General features: G+C 65.0%; 23 protein-coding genes and 1 tRNA gene. 15 read left to right on the forward strand and 9 right to left on the reverse strand.

The features are described 5' to 3' along the window. Positions 1 to 4: 4 nt before the first annotated feature. From EGH23_RS02975 to hpt, 7 genes are all read left to right on the forward strand, one after another. Positions 5 to 508 (forward strand): type IV pilin domain-containing protein, encoded by a 504-nt coding sequence (locus EGH23_RS02975; RefSeq protein ID WP_220578538.1) that lies wholly within the window; start codon positions 5 to 7, stop codon positions 506 to 508. A 131-nt stretch (positions 509 to 639) separates the two neighbouring features. Continuing rightward, the gene (locus tag EGH23_RS02980; RefSeq protein WP_220578539.1) at positions 640 to 1,221 is read left to right on the forward strand and encodes a DUF7344 domain-containing protein; all 582 of its coding nucleotides are present in this window, start codon (positions 640 to 642) and stop codon (positions 1,219 to 1,221) included. Between the two features lie 365 nt (positions 1,222 to 1,586). Further along, a complete protein-coding gene (locus tag EGH23_RS02985; protein WP_220578540.1) occupies positions 1,587 to 2,045 on the forward strand; it encodes a type IV pilin domain-containing protein in 459 nt (152 codons plus the stop codon). 5 nt (positions 2,046 to 2,050) lie between these two features. Further along, the gene (locus tag EGH23_RS02990; RefSeq protein WP_220578541.1) at positions 2,051 to 2,548 is read left to right on the forward strand and encodes a type IV pilin domain-containing protein; all 498 of its coding nucleotides are present in this window, start codon (positions 2,051 to 2,053) and stop codon (positions 2,546 to 2,548) included. An 88-nt stretch (positions 2,549 to 2,636) separates the two neighbouring features. Next, positions 2,637 to 3,119 carry a hypothetical protein gene (locus tag EGH23_RS02995; RefSeq protein ID WP_220578542.1) on the forward strand — a complete coding sequence of 161 codons (483 nt, stop codon included), beginning with the start codon at positions 2,637 to 2,639 and terminating at the stop codon, positions 3,117 to 3,119. After that, positions 3,116 to 5,011 (forward strand): hypothetical protein, encoded by a 1,896-nt coding sequence (locus EGH23_RS03000; RefSeq protein WP_220578543.1) that lies wholly within the window; start codon positions 3,116 to 3,118, stop codon positions 5,009 to 5,011. Before EGH23_RS02995 ends, EGH23_RS03000 begins: the two co-directional genes overlap by 4 nt. A gap of 44 nt (positions 5,012 to 5,055) precedes the next feature. After that, on the forward strand, positions 5,056 to 5,625 hold the full coding sequence (gene hpt, locus EGH23_RS03005) for a hypoxanthine/guanine phosphoribosyltransferase (RefSeq protein ID WP_135302536.1): 570 nt from the start codon (positions 5,056 to 5,058) through the stop codon (positions 5,623 to 5,625). A gap of 33 nt (positions 5,626 to 5,658) precedes the next feature. On the opposite strand, the gene EGH23_RS03010 is transcribed toward hpt, so the two are convergent. The 4 genes from EGH23_RS03010 to EGH23_RS03025 all read right to left on the reverse strand — a co-directional run bounded on the left by EGH23_RS03010 (position 5,659) and on the right by EGH23_RS03025 (position 8,466). Further along, positions 5,659 to 6,090 (reverse strand): hypothetical protein, encoded by a 432-nt coding sequence (locus EGH23_RS03010; protein WP_220578544.1) that lies wholly within the window; start codon positions 6,088 to 6,090, stop codon positions 5,659 to 5,661. Positions 6,091 to 7,067: 977 nt separating this feature from the next. Beyond that, positions 7,068 to 7,142 (reverse strand) — tRNA-Met (locus EGH23_RS03015). Positions 7,143 to 7,210: 68 nt separating this feature from the next. Then, on the reverse strand, positions 7,211 to 7,702 hold the full coding sequence (locus EGH23_RS03020; RefSeq protein ID WP_220578545.1) for a GtrA family protein: 492 nt from the start codon (positions 7,700 to 7,702) through the stop codon (positions 7,211 to 7,213). After that, positions 7,699 to 8,466 (reverse strand): glycosyltransferase, encoded by a 768-nt coding sequence (locus EGH23_RS03025; RefSeq protein WP_220578546.1) that lies wholly within the window; start codon positions 8,464 to 8,466, stop codon positions 7,699 to 7,701. Before EGH23_RS03025 ends, EGH23_RS03020 begins: the two co-directional genes overlap by 4 nt. A 116-nt stretch (positions 8,467 to 8,582) precedes the next feature. Here EGH23_RS03025 and EGH23_RS03030 point away from each other — a divergent pair, with 116 nt between their 5' ends. Continuing rightward, positions 8,583 to 10,901 carry a DUF2298 domain-containing protein gene (locus tag EGH23_RS03030; protein WP_220578547.1) on the forward strand — a complete coding sequence of 773 codons (2,319 nt, stop codon included), beginning with the start codon at positions 8,583 to 8,585 and terminating at the stop codon, positions 10,899 to 10,901. A 26-nt stretch (positions 10,902 to 10,927) separates the two neighbouring features. Here the strand turns inward: EGH23_RS03030 and EGH23_RS03035 are convergent, their stop codons facing one another. After that, a complete protein-coding gene (locus tag EGH23_RS03035) occupies positions 10,928 to 11,200 on the reverse strand; it encodes an HAH_0734 family protein (protein ID WP_220578548.1) in 273 nt (90 codons plus the stop codon). A 138-nt stretch (positions 11,201 to 11,338) separates the two neighbouring features. Between EGH23_RS03035 and EGH23_RS03040 the strand changes: the two genes are divergently transcribed. The 6 genes from EGH23_RS03040 to EGH23_RS03065 are packed head-to-tail and all read left to right on the forward strand — an operon-like array spanning position 11,339 to position 14,184. Then, entirely contained in the window at positions 11,339 to 11,617 is a 279-nt protein-coding gene (locus EGH23_RS03040) for a 50S ribosomal protein L44e (protein WP_162316416.1), read from the forward strand. Positions 11,618 to 11,619: 2 nt separating this feature from the next. Then, on the forward strand, positions 11,620 to 11,793 hold the full coding sequence (locus EGH23_RS03045; protein WP_162316415.1) for a 30S ribosomal protein S27e: 174 nt from the start codon (positions 11,620 to 11,622) through the stop codon (positions 11,791 to 11,793). 1 nt (position 11,794) lies between these two features. Next, a complete protein-coding gene (locus EGH23_RS03050; RefSeq protein WP_220578549.1) occupies positions 11,795 to 12,595 on the forward strand; it encodes a translation initiation factor IF-2 subunit alpha in 801 nt (266 codons plus the stop codon). A gap of 3 nt (positions 12,596 to 12,598) precedes the next feature. Next, positions 12,599 to 12,781 (forward strand): RNA-protein complex protein Nop10, encoded by a 183-nt coding sequence (locus EGH23_RS03055; RefSeq protein WP_220578550.1) that lies wholly within the window; start codon positions 12,599 to 12,601, stop codon positions 12,779 to 12,781. Positions 12,782 to 12,786: 5 nt separating this feature from the next. Beyond that, positions 12,787 to 13,545 carry a proteasome assembly chaperone family protein gene (locus EGH23_RS03060; protein WP_220578551.1) on the forward strand — a complete coding sequence of 253 codons (759 nt, stop codon included), beginning with the start codon at positions 12,787 to 12,789 and terminating at the stop codon, positions 13,543 to 13,545. 39 nt (positions 13,546 to 13,584) lie between these two features. Continuing rightward, on the forward strand, positions 13,585 to 14,184 hold the full coding sequence (locus EGH23_RS03065; protein WP_220578552.1) for a J domain-containing protein: 600 nt from the start codon (positions 13,585 to 13,587) through the stop codon (positions 14,182 to 14,184). Positions 14,185 to 14,203: 19 nt separating this feature from the next. On the opposite strand, the gene EGH23_RS03070 is transcribed toward EGH23_RS03065, so the two are convergent. Together EGH23_RS03070 and EGH23_RS03075 are read right to left on the reverse strand one after the other, a co-directional pair. Continuing rightward, positions 14,204 to 14,656 carry a DUF6653 family protein gene (locus EGH23_RS03070; RefSeq protein ID WP_220578553.1) on the reverse strand — a complete coding sequence of 151 codons (453 nt, stop codon included), beginning with the start codon at positions 14,654 to 14,656 and terminating at the stop codon, positions 14,204 to 14,206. A 44-nt stretch (positions 14,657 to 14,700) separates the two neighbouring features. After that, the gene (locus EGH23_RS03075; protein ID WP_220578554.1) at positions 14,701 to 15,825 is read right to left on the reverse strand and encodes a threonine synthase; all 1,125 of its coding nucleotides are present in this window, start codon (positions 15,823 to 15,825) and stop codon (positions 14,701 to 14,703) included. 83 nt (positions 15,826 to 15,908) lie between these two features. On the opposite strand from EGH23_RS03075, the gene EGH23_RS03080 reads away from it, so the two are divergent. Next, positions 15,909 to 17,168 carry an NAD(P)/FAD-dependent oxidoreductase gene (locus tag EGH23_RS03080; RefSeq protein ID WP_220578555.1) on the forward strand — a complete coding sequence of 420 codons (1,260 nt, stop codon included), beginning with the start codon at positions 15,909 to 15,911 and terminating at the stop codon, positions 17,166 to 17,168. A 13-nt stretch (positions 17,169 to 17,181) separates the two neighbouring features. Here EGH23_RS03080 and EGH23_RS03085 read toward each other — a convergent pair whose 3' ends face one another. Continuing rightward, complete coding sequence (locus EGH23_RS03085; protein ID WP_220578556.1) at positions 17,182 to 17,334, reverse strand: hypothetical protein; 153 nt, start codon at positions 17,332 to 17,334, stop codon at positions 17,182 to 17,184. 106 nt (positions 17,335 to 17,440) lie between these two features. Continuing rightward, positions 17,441 to 18,121, reverse strand: coding sequence for a metallophosphoesterase (locus EGH23_RS03090; RefSeq protein ID WP_220578557.1), 681 nt, complete (start codon positions 18,119 to 18,121; stop codon positions 17,441 to 17,443). Between the last annotated feature and the right edge of the window lie 30 nt (positions 18,122 to 18,151).

Below are 18,151 nucleotides of genomic sequence, written 5' to 3' on the forward strand. Positions count from 1 at the left end.
AACGATGGATATCAAACGACTCATCAACGACGACGACGCTGTCTCGCCGGTCATCGGCGTCATCCTGATGGTGGCCATTACGGTCATCCTCGCAGCAGTCATCGCAACGTTCGTTCTCGGCCTCGGCGAGAACCTCAGCAACACCGCCCCGCAGGCTAGCTTTAGTTTCGATTACGACGAGAACAGCGGCGATTCTGAAATACTAACGATCACGCACGACGGCGGTGACAGTATCGATGGGGGAGACCTCAACGTCACTGCAAGTGGTGTGACCTCCGATAACGGTGGAGATATCGCGGTCGGTGACGATTTCTTCACCAGTACTGTCTCCGCTGGTGTTAGCGCTGAGGGCGACAACACGATGTTCCGCTACAGTAACGGGACGAAGGTATCAGCTGTCAGCGGCGAGCCCCAGGACCTCGACCTCAGTAGCGCGACGGTCCGCGTCGTCTACCAGTCTGAGGGTAGTTCCGCGACTCTCGGCGAGTGGTCCGGCCCCGACGCGTAAGCTGACCCTCAAATTCTTCTTTCGCGCAACGATGGCCAGTATCTACACGATCCTACCGATTAATAAGGTCGGCTTATCTCTGTGAGACACATGGCACCACCGGCTCGCGCGTGGGGTCGAAGGACACACCGATGAGCCAGCAGACGAGCTCTCCGATCACGAAGGAAGCCGACCCGCTCTCGAAGGGCGAGATCTTCGACGTACTGCAGAACGAGCGCCGCCGCTACGTCCTCCAATATCTCAGGGAACACGGCGGGCCGGTCGAACTCGGCGACCTCACTTCGGAGGTGGCCGCGATGGAGTACGACTGCTGTTGCGAAGACGTCTCCAGCGCGCAGCGCAAGCGCGTGTACACGACGCTTCAGCAGACACATCTGCCGCGGATGGCCGAGGCGAGCATCGTCGAGTACGACGCCGACGAGGGGTTAGTCACGACGACGCCACAGACGGAGGAGCTGACCGTCTATCTGGAGGTCGTTCCCAGCGGCGAGTTCCCGTGGCGAGAATACTACCTCTCGCTGGGGGCCGTCAGTCTCGCCGTCATCGTGGTACTGTGGGTCGGCGTCTATCCGTTCACCCTCATCCCGCCGCTCGTCTGGGCGACGGTGATGGCCGTCCTGCTCACTCTCTCGTCGCTGTATCACACGTTCCTCGGCCGCGAGATGACCCTCACGGAGTTCGCTAACGCTCGTGACGGGGACCACGAAGACTAATAGATCCGTCCTGTCGGAATATCAGCGAAGAGAATCCTATACAGCGTACAGTTTTTCTCCCTTTGAGAAGATCAGCCGTTGAGCTGCGTGATACGAACAATCTGCCGATATAGACCTGATTTGTTCGCCCTCAAACTATATCCTTGTCAATCTAGAGTTCCCTTAGCTCCTGAACCGGATTTCGGCAGTACAACCCGGTCCTGTAGTGTTTCAAGGCGTTCTTGAGGCCGTAAAACGTAGTATGGGTATAAGTATATCTACGACATGAAGATGAGACAGCACACCTCCGCGAGCGCGGGTCCGCTCCACAAGGTGGGGTTAACTGGGGCCTACCGCTCGCACACACCCGGTGTGTGGACACAACGATGGATATCAAACAACTCATCGACGACGACGACGCTGTCTCGCCGGTTATCGGGGTCATCCTGATGGTGGCCATCACGGTCATCCTCGCGGCCGTGATCGCGTCGTTCGTTCTCGGACTCGGCGACCAGGCACAGCAAACGACACCGCAAGCCAGTTTCTCGTTTGATTATAATTCCTCTGGTACGCAGAACGTGGTTTCAATCACTCATGACGGTGGAGACACGATATCAGCATCGGAACTATACGTCCGTGGTGACGTAAATGATACTGATACTGATAATCCACAACTGAATAATGATGGCAGTTGGGCAGGAACCACTACCGACTCTAACGTAGCGGCAGGGAACACTGCAGAGGTACGAGTCAAGAATAGTGCTTATAACATCCGTGTGGTCTACCAATCCGCAGAAGGCGACAACTCAGCAACCCTCTCACAGGATTCGGGGCCTGACGCCTGAATAACATGGATCTAAAACAGCTCATCAACGACGACGACGCTGTCTCACCGGTTATCGGGGTTATCCTAATGGTGGCTATCACGGTCATCCTTGCGGCGGTCATCGCCTCGTTCGTTCTCGGACTTGGCGATCAGGCACAGCAAACGACACCGCAAGCCAGCTTCTCATGGGATTACGACGAAAGCGGTGCTACAGCTGATGGATACGGCGAGCTCACTATCACTCACGATGGTGGTGACACTCTCAACGGCGGTGAAGTATATGTTCGAGGGAGCGGATTAGCAGACAAAGATGGTTCTAATGGCTTCACATCTGGTAATATTGACCTTGATTCTGACACGTCCACCCCAACGTGGAAAAACACTGCGGGAGATTCCGAAGTCGCTGCAGGGAACTCCCTTGTTGCCGCTGTTGAAGATAGCTACGAACTACGTGTTGTCTACCAATCTGCCGAAGGCGACAACTCCGCAACGCTCTCGCAGGACTCCGGTCCTGGAGCATAACTGACTAACCACTTTCTCGTATTTCCGATTATCAAGCGGCAGCACTGTGGCGGTAACTTTATCTCAAATTGAGAACCTGACGGTAACTATGGGTTATCTGCGTGCTCTTCTCTTCGGCGTGACGGGGATCGTCCTCGTGACGGCCGTTGCCTCCGGTCCGCTCGTTCCTGGCGTCTCGATAACGAGCGCGCGCGAGACGACCTACGGCGAGGGGAACGCGACAGTGGAGTCAGTGACGCTCCCCGAGACAGTGACGCTAGAAGCGGGCTCGTTCGGACAGCAGGGACACTACCTCACCGTACCGCCAAGTACGGTGCAGTTCTCAGAGCTTTCGGGATCGCCGATTCTCACCTATCGTCTCCAGATCGGCGAGCTGAACTACACGCGGTCGACGGTTCACTTCCTGCAGTCCCCGACGGAGCGCTACGAAGCGACGATGGAATCCGACAACGTCGACCTCGGGGAGCGACCGTGCGATTCGTACATCGGAGTCCTCAGCGTCCACGTAGAGGACGACGCTGGTCGGCGAACCGTTGCAACGCAAAACGTCACTATCGAGGTGCGGGCATGAGTACCGACACCGTCGCCGACCGCTTAACTGGGAAGGCGACGGCGCACCTCTGGCCGACGCTTCGGACGGTCCTGTTCGGGGACCGTCTCGGTCTATCGTTTTTCCTCGCCAGCCTCTGTCTGTTCGGCCTGTTCTGGCGCGCATCCTTCTTCATCACCGATTCCTATGCGCTCGCAAACGGGCTGTACAGTCTTTCGAACGGCCAGGTGGTGCTGACCGACGCCGCCTACGGCTCGGGACTGGAGACGCCGGGCGCGCATCCCTACGGCGGCGACCTCCTGTCGCGGAACTACGGAGCGCTAATCCTCTCGCTGCCGTTCGTCTTCCTTATCGAAGCCATCGACGCTGTCGCGTCGCTCCGCATCGCGTTCGTAGCGCTCTGGTCGCTGGCGCTACTGGCGTTGTTCGTGCAGGTCGCTCGGTATACTGGACGACCGAGGATCGCGAGCGGTGGCGCGATAGTCGTTCTCTGCCTGTTCGTTCTGAACGTCGCCGTCGCTCGGCCGCTGGAGGCGAAAACACACCTCTACGCCCTCCAGCTCTTTCACGCGACCGTCGCCGCCTTCGCGCCGGTGCTCCTGTATAGGCTTCTCGCTCGCCAGGAGTCGACTCGCATCGCCGTTATCGGGGGCGTCCTCCTTCTCGTCGGGACGCCGCTGGCGCTGTGGGCAACCGTGCCCAAGCGCCACGTCCTCACGGCGACCGTCGTTCTCGGTATCGCCTACGCTCTCTATCGGAGTCGCGAGCCCGTTGACGGACCGCTGGTGAGTCGACCGCTGACGTTCCGCGCACTCGCGTATGCCCTCGTCGGCCTCTACGCGTGGGTCCACGCCCCCGAAGCGCTCCTCCTTGGAGCGGTCCTCGTCGTCGTAGACGTCTCGACGGCTACGGACAACCGCTTACGTCCGCTCCTCGTCCTCACCGTGGTCTTTCTGCTCTCGCTGCTCCCCTTCTTCGTGACGAACGTCCTCGTCGCGGGGTCGCCGATCACGCCGCCGCGACTCCTCGCAGGGGCGCAATCTGCGGTGGAGGCGAGTTCGACGGCGAGCGGGACTACCGGTTCCAGTAGCGCACCCGCCGCTAGTCCAAGTGGCGGCCCCTCGGCGCTCGACCGAGTCACCAACATCGTCTCGACGGCGATGCTTCCGATCGCGCTGTTGTTCGGAGAATTCCGAGTGGGCGTCGAGACGGCGCTCCTGAATCCCGACGCCCTCTACCAGACGGTCGTCCGCTCGGGATACAACAGCGGGACGCTCGACCTCGCGAACGAAGAGGCCGTCAATCTCTCGCTGCTCGAATCAGCGCCCGTCTTGGCGGGGCTCACAGCCGTCGTCCCGGCAATACGTCGGTGGCGACGGTCCCAGTCGGCGTATCGGATTCGCTCAGCCACCGGCGTTGCTGACCTCTTCGCGGCGCTCACCGTTCTCGCCAGCCTGCTCTTCTACGCGAGTCGGCTTCCCATTCACGCACAGGTGACTGTGCGCTACATCTTCCCGCTGTTCCCGCTCGGCATCTATCTCCTCGTCCGCCTACCCGCGGTTCGAACCACGCTCGACGATCACTGGCGAACGTTCTGCTGGACGGTCGCTGTCGCGACGCTCGTCGGCGGCCAGTTCGTCGTCGTCGCCGTTGCACTCTGGATCAACGGCATCGGTGAAGCGTTTCAGTTGCACGCGTTGCTGTCGCTCTCGACGGCTCTACCGCTTGCACTTTGGGCCGCTACGGGTCGAACCGAAGGCTGGGTCGGACGCCTCGGTGCAGTACTTCTGGGTCTCGCTACGACTGCGGCCTTGTTGTTCGGCGTCCTGACCGTTCTAGAGTATTACCCGCTGGGGAACTCACACGTTCTCCCCCTGATTCGAACCGTTGCTGACGTACTCGAACTGCTGTGACTCCTTGACGACGATTTTTTGTAGCACCTGGCAGTACCGACAGCATGGACCTGCTCAAGGAGTCCTTGCTCGATGCGCCGATCATCGAAAAGGACGGCTATCACTACTTCGTCCACCCCATCAGCGACGGCGTGCCGATGCTGCGCCCCGAACTGCTGCGGGAGATCGTCATCAAGATCATCCGCAAGGCGGAGCTCGAAGACGTCGACAAGATCGTCACGCCGGCGGCGATGGGCATCCACCTCTCGACGGCCGTCTCGCTGATGACCGACATCCCGCTGGTCGTCGTCCGCAAGCGCCAGTACGGCCTAGAGGGCGAGGTCGCGCTCTCGCAGGTCACCGGCTACTCCGAGAACGAGATGTACGTCAACGACGTCTACGAGGGCGACCGCGTGCTCGTCCTCGACGACGTGCTCTCGACGGGCGGCACGCTCGCCGCGCTGACCGGCGCGCTCGAAGACATCGGCGCTGACATCCGCGATATCGTCTGCGTCATCAAGAAGGCCGACGGCGAGAACAAACTCGACGAGGCGGGCTATCACGCTAAGACGCTCATCAACGTCCGCGTCGAGGACGGCGAGGTCGTCATCGTCGACGAACACGGCGACGACTGAACAGACGGCCCGTTTCGGCTCCTTCGTCGACCGTCAACAGTTGTACCACGGGTCGATGCTGGTCTCGCGGACCCAGAGTCCGACGTCTTTTCCCTCACACTGCAAGTCCGTATCAGGGTCGTACTCCCAGGAATTGCTGCGCCCGTCGGGAGTGAAGGCGAGGATGGTCGCCGGCCGCGTATCGATACCCGCCGACTCGTCGGCGTGACCCGCATCGAGTTCGTAAACGCGACTGAACAGGACTGCACCGTCCGAATCTTCGATTCTAATGGCGACGGTCACCGGCCGCTCTGTCTCGTTGACGGGGATAATCTCGATGGTGTCACCTTCGCCGCCCGAGTTCGTCTCGGAGAAGAGACCACAGCCGGCGGTCGCACTTGTGGCACCGACGCCGAGGGCAGCGAGGAATTTCCGTCGCGTCGTTGTCGCTGCGTTAGAGAGGGCGGCAGTATCTGCGGAGGACATCGGTCTATTGACGTGTCGAAGGAGTGGGACGTGAATCTTCGCCCCGACGGACGGCGATTCACATCCAATGACGGGATAGATCGGAACTTCGGGAACGCCACCTACCACTTGGTGTTCTCTCGTTCGAACTACTCCGGACGAATCCGTCACCTGCTGTTCACTCGCTCTGACTCCGGCAACCGCGATTGATACGACGCTCATTGAAGTCCGAGCGTGGCCGACCAGTGTACCTAAGTTTCCCTAAAGGTGCGTCTCTCGCTCGCTATCAGCTACAACCTGCGAAGATAGTCTATCGTGACCGCTCGTCCGTCCCAACCTTGGAGATTCGCCCCGCCAAAGAGCATTCCAGGAGCAAATCTGCGACTAGGAGAGGTGACTTCTGAGAAACGAGACTCGTCATGATATTTGACGAACCCTCGACTGAAGGGCTATAGTGCGTGCTAAGTGCAGTTCTCGCTCGTAGCTACGCGATTCACACCGAGTAGAACGAGACTGATTTCAGAGATGTTGGTTGAAAGCCGTCTCCAACCTTGGCACGGTGTGGCGGTTTGCCTAACCTTGGAACGTGTCCAGTATCTGGGGGATAGCCTTCTCCGAGAGACGCGATGTCGCGTTCCGCTCTCGAGACACTCGTTTGCTGCCGACGATATCATCATGCTCGTCTCTTCACCGATATCGAGAATCCACCTTCGATACGCTGTCTTCAATTCTCTACTAGCGGGGAATCTCGGAAGGTTGGATAAAGAGAGAGACAGCTATTAGCGATAATACGAGGGAGGAAGCGGACTCGCCAGAATCAGCCATCGTACAAAAGTAGCGGGAGGTGAACTGCCCCGAATTATAGCCCGGGACTTCCCGTGGATTACCTTGACACACCTTATCGTATTTAAACGCAAGCGCGCCGCTTCGTGTTTGAATTTAAAACCCAGAATTTACCGAATACAGGTTTTAGAACGCTTGAGGCGGCAAAATTCTAATAGCGGGAGGTAGATTTGAACTACCGATCTGCGGGTTATGAGCCCGCCGGAATCTCCTGGCTATCCCATCCCGCTACCTCTTCATATCCCCGTCCCCTCATTAAGGGTTGTGATTCGCTCGCCGTCCGTGAGTTTGTGACGCGCTACGTGGCACCGTCCTGGTGGACCTGCCAGGTGAAGAGGCTCTCGAAGACGTAGTTGACGAACATGGCGACGCCGATGGCGATGGGGCTGGCCGCGAGGAACCAGAGGTCGGTGCCGTAGACGACGAGCTGGATGGTCAGCCACTGCGTGAGGAACCAGTAGATGACCAGTTGCACCGACGACCCGCCGGCGCGGACGAGGTGGGACTTCCCCAGTCGCTTCAGGAACGGGATGCGCCCGGCGGCACCGACCGAGGAGAACGTCCAGTGTTCGTTGACGAGGAACATCACGAGGATGGCCGTCTCGATGCCGGCGGCCTTCGCCCAGAGTTCGGGGACGCCGAAGCCGAGTCGGAGTACTGCGAGCACGGTGTTGTCGCTGATCGCACCGATGACGCCGACGGAGACGAACTGGCTGAACCGCACGCCCGACAGCAGCGACTGGAACCGGTCGGGGACGGCGCCGAAAAGTCGGTCGCGCAGGCTCGTCATCGGTCTCGTTCGACGAGTGCGGTCGGTTCGTCCCGGCGGGCGGCGATGGCGGAGTGGAGTCGGTCGTCGCTGAGTTGCTTCGCGCGGTGACGCGCCGCGAGCAGCGCCCGAAGGAGCGCGAAGGAGTCCCTGACCGGCGAGACGGTCGAGCCGGGGCAGTCTTCCCACTCGATGGGGATCTCGCTGACCCGGAGGCCTAACGCGCCGGCCATCGCGACCAGTTCCACGTCCCACGCGAAGCCGGGTTCGTAGAGGTGCGCGCGGACCCGCTTCCAGGCGGCGGCGTCGATAGCCTTCGCCCCGCACTGGTAGTCGTACAGCGAGACGTCGAGCAGCCGGCCGGCCAGCCACGCGAACCCGTCGCCGAGGAAGCGTCGGGCGAACGTCTGGTGGCTGGCTACGTCGGCGGCGGGGTGGCGGCGCGACCCGACGGCGAGGTCGGTCTCGCCGGCGACCACCGGGTCGACGACCTCGCCGAGCGAATCGACGGGCGTCGAGCCGTCGGCGTCGGCGAAGACGAGCACGTCCGTCGAGAGCCGCTCGAACCCGGCGGTGATGGCAGCGCCCTTCCCGCGGCGGTACGGCACCGTCTCGACGGTGACGGGGAGGTCGGCCAGTTGCTCGGGGACGCCGGGCTTCGGCGAGTCGAGTTCGACGACGACGGTGTCGGGGGCGAGCGCTTCGTCGATGGCCGTGAGGTAGGTCCGCAGTTGGGCGACGTCAGGACGGTAAGCGGGGACGACGACGCCGACGGAACGCGACATTGTGTCACCTTCGGCCGGCGGTGAGTAAAAACAGTTCGAAGACGCGCGCTCGGGCACGTCGGCGCTCGGAGGAGAGTGCAAAAGACGTATGCCCGAGCGACGCGCTCTCTCGACTGATGGAGTACGGTCTCGTCGTCCTCTGGCTCGCCCTCTATCTCCTGTTGACCTACGTCGGAGCGACCGTCGCCACCGCGCTGTTCCCGCGGTTTGCCGACCGCGGCGTCGCCTTCGGGCTCCCGGTCGCCTTTTCGATACTGTGGCTCGTCGCGTACCTCGTCGGTCGGGTCTCGCTGACCGCCGGCGTCTGGCTGGGTCTCCTCGCCCTCGTCGCGGGGGCGGCGGTCGTCGCCGGCCGCGGAACCTCCGTGGACGGCCGCGCGTACGCGGAGGTCGCCGGCGTGTTCACGCTCGCCTTCCTCTTCTTGGTCGCCGTCCGGGCACTGGACCCCGTTATCGTCCCCCTCGGCGGCGAGAAGTTCCTCGACTTCGGGCTGTTGAACTCGTTGCTTCGCGGCGATCGGCTCCCGCCCGAGGACATGTGGTTCGCCGGCGAACCGGTCGCGTACTACTACGGCGGCCACCTGCTCGCCGCGGTCCTCACTCGCATCACGGGGACCGCGAGCCAGTACGCCTACAACCTCGCGCTCGCGGGCTTCTACGCGACGCTGGTGACCGCGACGTACGGGCTGGCCGGTGCCGTCGCCGCCGACCGCGGGGTCTCCCGGCGACTCGCCGGCGGCCTCTCGGCGTTCTGCGTCGGCCTCGCCAGCAACCTCTCGACGCCCGTCCGGCTGCTCATCTGGCTCCTGCCCGAGGACCTCGCCACCTCGCTCGCCGAGAGCGCGGGCTACGAGATATCCGGGCTCGCCGCGGGTCCCGGCTCCTTCAGTTACTGGGACGCCAGCCGCGTCATCAGCGACGAGGCGGGCGACTTCGCCACCTACGAACCCGGCGCGGCGCTCGTCATCGACGAGTTCCCGCTGTTCGCGTGGCTCAACGGCGACCTCCACGCCCACATGATGAGCACGGGCTTTCTCCTGCTGGCGGCCGCGCTGTGTTTCAGTTACTACCAGACGCCGGCCGTCGAGCGGCGGCGGCGAATCGCGCTGCTGTTCGGCGCGCTGCCCGCGCTCGCTGGCCTGATGGCGGTGACGAACACCTGGTCGTTCCCCTCGGTCGCCGGGCTGACGATGCTGACCGTCGCCGTCGCCCCCGCGGACCCGAGAACGCTCTTCCCCGAAAGCGTCGAAGGACGGCTCCCAACTGCCGGGCCGAGCCACGAAGTCGCCCGCATCGGCGTCGCAGTCGCGGTCGCCGTCGCCGTCCTCGCGTTGGGGCTGCTGTGGTCGCTCCCGTTCTGGCTCGGCGCGGCCAGCGGTCGCGAGGTGGCGTTCCTCCCGGACCGCTCGGGCATCCTGGAACTGCTCGCGGTCCACGGCCTGTTCGTCCTGCCGTTCGGACTGTACCTCTACGCGCGGGCCGGCCGGACGCTCGGGACCGAGCGCGCGCGAATCGCTGGCCTGGCGACGGTCGGCGTGGTCTTTCTGGTCGCGACGGTGGACCTCGCCGCGGTCGGGCTGCTCTCCCCCCTCCTCGTCGGGGCGTGGCTGTTCGCGCGTTCGCCGTCGGTGGGCCGGTCCGTTCGGTCGATCCCCACGCTCGCCGACGGCGGCGACCGGCCCGTGGGCTTCGAGGCCGTCCTCGTGCTGGCCGGGGCCGGCCTCGTCCTCCTCGTCGAGTTCGTCTTCGTGAAGGAGAACGTCGGTCGGATGAACACGGTGTTCAAGACCTACATGCAGGTGTGGGTGCTGTGGGCCGCCGCCGTCGGCCCGGTGCTGGCGTGGCTGCTCACCCGCTGGCGACCCGGGAGCGAGACGCGCCGACTGGTGACGAGAACCGGGACGACGGCGTTCGTCGTCGTCCTCTTACTCTCGACGTCGGTGTACGGCGCGCTCGCGCTCACGAACCACGTCGGGGCGGCCGGCGAACCCACGCTGAACGGCACCGACCACCTCGACCGAACCCACCCCGGGGAGGCCGAGGCGATCCGGTGGCTCGACCGGACCGCAGAGGGCCAGCCGACGATCGTCACGGCCGCCCCCGCGGGGTACCGGTGGAATCCCGAAGACGGCGACGGGGCCAGCGCCCCGGCGAGCCTGACCGGACTCCCGACCGTCGCCGGGTGGTACCACGAGGCACAGTACCGCAACGACACGGTGTACGACCGGCGCGTGAGCGACGTGGAGACCATCTACACCGGGAGTGCCACCGAACAGCGGGCGCTACTCCGGGAGTACGACGTGCGCTACGTCTACGTCGGTCCCGCCGAGCGGGCGCGCTACGGCGAGATAACGATCGGACAGGTCTCCGGCGTGACCGAAGCGAAGCGAGCGGGTGACGTGGTGATCTACCGCGTCGACCCGAAGCGGATCTGAGAAGGCCGAGAGAGACAGAGCGGAAGTCAGGTTTCGGTGCTCGGCGGTGCGCGCTCGCGGAGGACGGTGACGGCCTCGGCGTCGACGTTCTCGGTATCGAGGTGGATGGGGATGTACTCCTGGGTCTTGAACGTCTCCTCTTCGTCCTCCTTGCCGATGGTACACCACAGCTGCGGGCGGTCGGGGCCGTGCCAGTCGCCCTGCCGAGCGACCGAGAACACCTCGTACTCCTCGTCGTCGTACTCGATGCGGCCGCCCTTCCGGAGGCCCGGGTTCCCGCGGATGATGAGCTTCTTCATACGCGCACCTTGGCAAACGGCGTACTTAGTGACTTCGAAGGAAGCGCGTCAACGGGCCACACAGCGAGAGGGCGGCCCGACTCGGAACCAAACGGGTTTTAAGCGGCCACTTCCAATCGCCCCGTAAGGTCGATATCTATGGAGATGCCACGACGGTTCAATACGTACTGTCCGCACTGTAACGAACACAACGAACACGAAGTCGAGAAGGTCCGCTCCGGGCGCGAAACCGGAATGAAGTGGATCGACCGCCAGCGCGAGCGCAACTCTGGGATCGGGAACGACGGGAAGTTCTCGAAGGTCCCCGGTGGGGACAAGCCCACCAAGAAGACGGACCTGAAGTACCGCTGTGGCGACTGCGGCAAGGCCCACCTCCGCGAGGGATGGCGCGCCGGCCGACTGGAGTTCCAGGAGTAAGCATGGCCGGAGCATTCATCACCGTCACCTGTCCGGACTGCGAGAACGAACAGAGCCTCTTCGAGAAGGCCTCGACCGAAGTGTCGTGTGCCGTCTGCGGCCACACGCTCGCCCGTCCGACGGGCGGGAAGGCCGACATCGAAGGCGAAGTGACCGCCGTCGTCGAGGCCCGATAGGATGAAATACAGCGGCTGGCCAGAACCGAGCGAACTCGTCGTCGGCAAGGTCGACGAGATCGAGGACTTCGGCGTCTTCGTCGACCTCGAAGAGTACGAGGGCAAGCGCGGCCTCTGTCACATCTCCGAAGTGGCCAGCGGGTGGATAAAGAACGTCCGCGACCACGTTAACGAGGGCCAGACGGTCGTTGCGAAGGTCCTGGACGTCGACGAGAGCTCTCAGCAGATCGACCTCTCGATCAAGGACGTCAACGACCACCAGCGAAAGGAGAAGATCCAGGAGTGGAAGAACGAGCAGAAGGCCGACAACTGGATGGAACTGGCCTTCGGCGAGGACATCGACGACGAGGTCTACGGCGCTATCGCCAACGAGCTCTTAGCGGAGTTCGGGTCGCTGTACGACGGCTTCGAGGAGGCGGCCATCCACGGCGAGGAAGCCCTAGACGAGACCGACCTCGACGACGACGAGATCGAGGCCATCGTCGAGACCGCCCGAAACAACGTCTCGGTGCCCTACGTCAACGTCACGGGCTACGTCGACCTGACCTGCCCGAGCGAGGAGGGCGTCGACGTCATCAAGGAGGCGCTGAAGGCCGCCGAGGGCAACGGCGAAGTGCCCGAGGAGATCCAACTGGAAGTCACCTACGTCGGGTCGCCCGAGTACCGCATCCAGGTGCAGGCCCCCGACTACAAAACGGCGGAAGGCGCGCTCGAAGAGAGCGCCGCTCGCGCCCGAAAGGTGGCGGAGGAGCACGGTGGGTCCGGGAAGTACCACCGCGAGCGAACCGAAGACGACGAATAGCGGATGAGGTCCGATATCCGGGTGTGTTCGGCGTGGCAGTCCGAACACGACCGCCCGGTGTACACGCTTTCTGCGACGTGTCCCGACTGCGGTGCCGAGGCCGTCAACAGCGCCCCGGCTCCCTTCGACCCCGCCGACCCTCACGGCGAGTATCGACGTTCACTTAAGCGCCGACGCCGGCAGTAGGGCGTATGGACGAATTCGACATCGAAGTACTCGCCGACCCGGAGCTCGACGAGCCGGTTCTCGTCGAGGGGCTCCCGGGCGTCGGCCACGTGGGGAAACTCGCCGCGGAACACCTCCTGGAGGAACTCGAGAGCGAACTCGTCCGCCGAGTGTACTCCACGCACTTCCCGCCGCAGGTCAGCATCGACGAGGGACGCACGCAACTGGCCTGTGCGGAGTTCCACGCCGTCACGCCCGAGGACGGCCAGGACATGCTCGTCCTCTCCGGTAACCACCAGGCACAGGACAGCGAGGGTCACTACGGCCTCACCGATACGTTCCTCGACGTCGCCGAGGACTTCGGCGTCGAAACGGTGTTCGCCCTCGGCGGCGTCCCGACCGGCGAACTCATCGAGGAGTACGACGTCCTCGGGGCGACGACCACCGACCACCTCGTCGAGACGCTCGAAGACGCCGGCGTCGCCTTCCGCGAGGACGAACCCGCGGGCGGCATCGTCGGCGTCTCCGGTCTCCTGCTCGGGCTGGGCGAGCGACGGGGCGTCCCCGCCGCCTGCCTGATGGGCGAGACTTCGGGCTATCTGGTCGACCCGAAGAGCGCGCAGGCCGTCCTCGAGATCCTCCAGTCGGTCGTGGACTTCGACGTCGATTACGAATCGCTCGAAGAGCGCGCCGACGAGATGGAGGAAGTCGTCCGGAAGATCCAGGAGATGGAACAGCAGAACGCCCCGTCGCCGGCCGACGAAGACCTCCGCTATATCGGCTAGAGCGAGAATTTCTTTACCGCGCGCGCCTAACCCCTGTCCGTGCAGGTAGACCCGGGTACGGTACCGGCGTGGCTGGCTCTGGGCGTCGTCCTCGGCGTCGGCGGGAGCCTCGTCGTCGCGGCTGTCTTCGTCGTCGCGGACAGATGGTTCCCTCCCCAGCAGCAGGCCCGCAAACTGGGCGACGGCGGCGAGGAGCGCCGCCGCGCCGAACTCCGGGAGTACCTCCGGGCCATCGACGAGCAGTACGCCGAGAACCACTTCGTCGAGGGCCAACACGTCGCCTTCTACCTCCCGAAACGCGACGTCGCCATCACGTTCGACGCCCGGGCGTACTACCGGATCGAGCGCTCGCGGACGAGACCGGTGCTGGTCGAACACGAGATGCCGGGCGTCCACCTGGGCGCTCGCCTCCCTTTCGAGACGCCGGAGGTGTCACTCGGCCCGGACCCCCAGCGGTCGCCCGACCCCGCGGTACAGGCGTACGCGGAACTCGGTCTCCGACAGGGGGCGACGGTCGACGAGGTGAAGTCGGCCTACCGCGAGCGGGTCAAGGAGGTCCATCCGGACCACGGCGGCGACGAAGACGAGTTCAAGCGGGTGCGGGAGGCCTACACGATGGCCAAACAGCACGCTTCTTGATCGGGACTGAGTGCGTTTCTCAGGCGTCGCGTTCCGCTTCGGCCTCGTAGCGGTGCACCATCTCCGCGACGAACCAGAACTTCAGCGCCATCGACAGCGCCGTCGCCAGCGCCGTCTCTCGGGGACGGCGGCGGAGCGCGGCGTAGAGGACGTACACCGACGCGACGCCGTTGGCGTAGTTCAGTACCTCCGGATAGCCGAACCGGTCGTAGTCGGCTCTCGTCCAGAGCCGCTCGCCGTAGACGCCCCGCGTCATCCACGAGTCGTCGTCTTTCGGCGGGGCGAACAGGAACGGGTTGAGCGCGACGAACGCGAGCGTCAGCGCGACGCCGCGCCAGTCCCGGCGATAGATGCAGGCGACCAGCAGCGGGTAGGCGGCGACGCGGGTCCACCCGCTCTTGGGGTTGGCGTGACGCGCCCAGAAGTAGCGGTCGAGCGCGGTTCCCGCGGAATCCGGCAGTTCGTCGCTCATGGTGACCGAGAGACGCCCGCCCGCGACAAATTCCTATCGGCGGCTCACAGCCCCTGGCTCATGAGGTGCGAGCGGAGCAGGTCGGCCTCCTTGCTCCCGGCGACGGGGTTGACGAGGACGACGTCGTCCGCGGCGTCGAACGCGCCTCGATCGGCCAGCGCTCGCGCGCCCGCGACGGCGGTGCCGCCGGTCGCGCCGATTTCGGGCCCCAGCTCGCAGCCGTCGACCGCGCCCTCCAGAACTGCCTCGTCGGAGACGGCGACGGCGCCGCCGTCGGTCGCGCCGAGGGCCGCGATCGCGGCGGTTCCGGCCGCGGGGTCGGGGACTTCCAGCGGGCCGACGATGGTGTCCGGGTGCTCGACCGGAGTCGGGTCGTTCGCCCCGTCGGCGACGGCGTCCGCGATGGGCGCACAGTCGGCCGGCTGAGCGGCGTAGAGCCGCGGAACCGTCTCGGCCAGCCCCGCCTCGACGGCGAGCGCGAAGCCCCGTTCCAGGCCGACGACGGTCTCGCCGTGGCCGGTCGGGTGGACGACGGCGTCGGGGGCCGCGTTCCGGTCGCCGAGTATCTCCAGCGCGAGGGCGGTCCCGCCCGCGATGCGGAACGGGTGGCCGGGCGCGAGCGGCGCGAACTCGTCGTCGCTGTCCTCGAAGACCGCGACTGCGTCGCCGTAGCGGCCCTCGACGACGCGCATGTCCCCGCCGTGGACGTTCACCATCGCCTTGTTGAGGAACGGACAGCGCGAGGGGACGAACCCCTTCGAGTCGACGCCGGCCCGGGCGGCGTGGGCCGCCGCCGACTGCGCGCCGTTGCCCGTCGAGGGCGTGGCGACGCGTTCCGCGTCTCGCTGGACGGCAGCGGTGACAGCCGGCGCGAGCTTCCGGTCGGCCAGCGACCCCGTCGGATTGCGGCCCTCGTCCTTGAGCGCGACGCTCGCCGCGCCGAGCTCGTCCGCGAGGGCGGGCATCGAGACCGACGGCGTCTCGCCCTCGTCGATGCTGATTCGTACCTCGGCGGGAAACGGTCGGAGGTCGGCGGTCGACTCGACCGCGTCTGTCCCGTAGGCCGCGACGAGGACGCCGCCACACTCGGGACAGCGCTCCTCTCCGGGGTCGGCCGCTTCCTCACACACCGTACACACGAGGCCGCGAAACGCCGCTGTCGTCTCCATACCAACCACTCTCGACGGCACCGACAAGTGTCACTCGGTCGCGGTCCAGCACCCTCTTTGCGAACGCGCTCGAAGCCACGCCCATGACAGACGTCGTCGTCGCGGGTGCCGGACTCGCCGGACTGGTCGCGGCCCGCCACCTCGCCGAATCGGGACAGGACGTGACGGTTTTCGAAGCGCGAGACGAGGTGGGCGGTCGGGTCCGCACCGCACACGAGGACGGCTACACCTTCGACCGCGGGTTTCAGGTCCTCTTCTCGGCCTATCCCGCGGTGCAGCGCGAACTCGACGTGGAGGCGCTGTCGCCGCGGCCGTTCACGCCCGGCGCGACGATCGCCCGCCCGCACCATCGATCGGTGCTCTCGGACCCGCTTCGGAACCCGACGGCGGCCCCCCAGACGCTGTTCAACCGGGACGTACGGACGGGCGACAAGGTTCGGCTGTTCGCGCTCCAGCGCGAACTCGCCGGTCGAGACCCCGAGTCGATTCTCGACGGCGGCGGCTCGACCATCTCGGCGTTCCTCGAATCGGAAGGGTTCTCACAGCGATTCATCAGGCGCTTCGCCGCGCCCTTCTACGGCGGCATCACGCTCGACCGCACGCTCGGCACCGACAGCGCGATCTTCGAGTACACCTACAAGATGCTGAGCGAGGGCGAGATATTCGTCCCCGCCGCCGGGATGCAGGCGATGCCCGAGCAGTTGGCCGACGCGGCCGTCGAGGCGGGCGCGACCGTCGAAACGGGGCGAGCGGTCACCGGGATTCAGAGCGCGGCGGGAGACGACGAGGCAACCGTCGAGGTCGGCTCCGAAACGGTGACGGCGGACGGCGCGGTCGTCGCCACGGACCCGAAGACCGCCGTCGAACTGACCGGCATCGACGCGGTTCCCACCGAGGGGCTCGGCTGTGTCACGCAGTACTTCTCGCTGCCGACGAGCAAGGCCCCGAGCACGGGCAAACGCATCGTCCTCAACGCCGCCAACGAACGACCCAACACCGTCGCGCCGATGTCGGCCGTCGCCTCCGAGTACGCTCCCGAGGGGATGGAACTGTACAGCGCGACGTTCCTCGGAGAGCCCGAGGACGACGACGAGACGCTGGCGGCCGCCGTCCACGAGGCGCTGGGGTCGTGGTACCCGGCGGCGGGGTTCGACGATCTCCGCCTCCTGCGGACCGACCGCGTGCCGTTCTCGCAGTTCGCGCAACCGCCGGGGTTCCGACGGCGGCTCCCCGACCCCGACGCACCGACGGGACCGGTGGCGCTGGCCGGCGATTACACCCGCTGGTCGTCGATACAGGGCGCGTTAGAGAGCGGGAAAATCGCCGCCGATCTGCTGCGATAGAGAGAGCGACGGTCTACGCGGCCCGGCCGCCGCTACTCGCGTTTCCCTCCTCGTGGTCCCCCTCTTCGAGCACCTCGGAGACGTACTTGATCGTCGCGAAGAACAGCGCGGTTCCCGCCAGTAGCGTGATCGCGATAATCGCGAGCGCGGCACCTGTCTGAACCATATCCGCGTTTCCACCGCCATAGGCCAAATACCTACCGCTCTCCACCGCGGTTCCGCCCGTCACCGCTTCGGTTCGAGGAGCGTCTCCCGGCCGTCGACGCCCTCGATTACAGCATCCGCCGGAACTCCCCGAGTGCCGGGAACGAAAGCGTCTCCCGTCGGCTCTCGTCCCAGACGACCGGTTCGAGTCGGTCGGCGTCGGTGACGAGCGGCGACTGGAAGTCCGCCGCGGACATCCGATTGACGACGACGCCCGCGTTGAGTTTGTTGAACGACGGGAGCATCACCACCTCGCTATCGCCGTACTGACCGGGGCCGACGAGATAACAGGGACGGCGCTGACCCTCGATCTCGATGGTCGGGTGGTCGTGGCCGACGACGTAGCGGTCGGCCTCGCGCTCGGGCGTCTCGTGGCCGTGACAGACGACGGTGTCGCCGAGGCGGTACTCCCGTTCGGTCGGGCCGTCCCAGACCGACTCGAGCATCGTGTCGTGATTCCCCGGCGTGACGACGAGGCGCGCCCCCGCCTCGCGGCAGGCGGCGCGGAGTCCCGCCACGGTGTCCTCGACGGTTCGCGGAACGGTCTGGAAGGAGTGGAGTAAGTCCCCGGCGACGACGACCTCGCGCGGGTCGTGACGCCCGGTCAGCGACCGGAACCGCTCGACCAGGTCGGCGTTCGACCCGACCGGAAACGCGAGGTTCCCGCCGGTGCCGCGGCCGACGTGGAGGTCCGCGACGACGAGGACGTCGTCGAGCACCAGCGCGCGGTCGTCGTAGGAGAGCGTCATCGCCTCCGAGTCGGCCCTACGGGCACAAAG

It is taken from the genome of Haloarcula nitratireducens, assembly GCF_019599505.1.

Bases quoted from the DNA above. Each gene is read 5' to 3' on its own strand.
- EGH23_RS02975 (WP_220578538.1), top strand. From the start codon at position 5: ATGGATATCAAACGACTCATCAACGACGACGACGCTGTCTCGCCGGTC.
- EGH23_RS02980 (WP_220578539.1), top strand. From the start codon at position 640: ATGAGCCAGCAGACGAGCTCTCCGATCACGAAGGAAGCCGACCCGCTC.
- EGH23_RS02985 (WP_220578540.1), top strand. From the start codon at position 1,587: ATGGATATCAAACAACTCATCGACGACGACGACGCTGTCTCGCCGGTT.
- EGH23_RS02990 (WP_220578541.1), top strand. From the start codon at position 2,051: ATGGATCTAAAACAGCTCATCAACGACGACGACGCTGTCTCACCGGTT.
- EGH23_RS02995 (WP_220578542.1), top strand. From the start codon at position 2,637: ATGGGTTATCTGCGTGCTCTTCTCTTCGGCGTGACGGGGATCGTCCTC.
- EGH23_RS03000 (WP_220578543.1), top strand. From the start codon at position 3,116: ATGAGTACCGACACCGTCGCCGACCGCTTAACTGGGAAGGCGACGGCG.
- hpt (WP_135302536.1), top strand. From the start codon at position 5,056: ATGGACCTGCTCAAGGAGTCCTTGCTCGATGCGCCGATCATCGAAAAG.
- EGH23_RS03010 (WP_220578544.1), bottom strand. From the start codon at position 6,090: ATGTCCTCCGCAGATACTGCCGCCCTCTCTAACGCAGCGACAACGACG.
- EGH23_RS03020 (WP_220578545.1), bottom strand. From the start codon at position 7,702: ATGACGAGCCTGCGCGACCGACTTTTCGGCGCCGTCCCCGACCGGTTC.
- EGH23_RS03025 (WP_220578546.1), bottom strand. From the start codon at position 8,466: ATGTCGCGTTCCGTCGGCGTCGTCGTCCCCGCTTACCGTCCTGACGTC.
- EGH23_RS03030 (WP_220578547.1), top strand. From the start codon at position 8,583: ATGGAGTACGGTCTCGTCGTCCTCTGGCTCGCCCTCTATCTCCTGTTG.
- EGH23_RS03035 (WP_220578548.1), bottom strand. From the start codon at position 11,200: ATGAAGAAGCTCATCATCCGCGGGAACCCGGGCCTCCGGAAGGGCGGC.
- EGH23_RS03040 (WP_162316416.1), top strand. From the start codon at position 11,339: ATGGAGATGCCACGACGGTTCAATACGTACTGTCCGCACTGTAACGAA.
- EGH23_RS03045 (WP_162316415.1), top strand. From the start codon at position 11,620: ATGGCCGGAGCATTCATCACCGTCACCTGTCCGGACTGCGAGAACGAA.
- EGH23_RS03050 (WP_220578549.1), top strand. From the start codon at position 11,795: ATGAAATACAGCGGCTGGCCAGAACCGAGCGAACTCGTCGTCGGCAAG.
- EGH23_RS03055 (WP_220578550.1), top strand. From the start codon at position 12,599: ATGAGGTCCGATATCCGGGTGTGTTCGGCGTGGCAGTCCGAACACGAC.
- EGH23_RS03060 (WP_220578551.1), top strand. From the start codon at position 12,787: ATGGACGAATTCGACATCGAAGTACTCGCCGACCCGGAGCTCGACGAG.
- EGH23_RS03070 (WP_220578553.1), bottom strand. From the start codon at position 14,656: ATGAGCGACGAACTGCCGGATTCCGCGGGAACCGCGCTCGACCGCTAC.
- EGH23_RS03075 (WP_220578554.1), bottom strand. From the start codon at position 15,825: ATGGAGACGACAGCGGCGTTTCGCGGCCTCGTGTGTACGGTGTGTGAG.
- EGH23_RS03080 (WP_220578555.1), top strand. From the start codon at position 15,909: ATGACAGACGTCGTCGTCGCGGGTGCCGGACTCGCCGGACTGGTCGCG.
- EGH23_RS03085 (WP_220578556.1), bottom strand. From the start codon at position 17,334: ATGGTTCAGACAGGTGCCGCGCTCGCGATTATCGCGATCACGCTACTG.
- EGH23_RS03090 (WP_220578557.1), bottom strand. From the start codon at position 18,121: ATGACGCTCTCCTACGACGACCGCGCGCTGGTGCTCGACGACGTCCTC.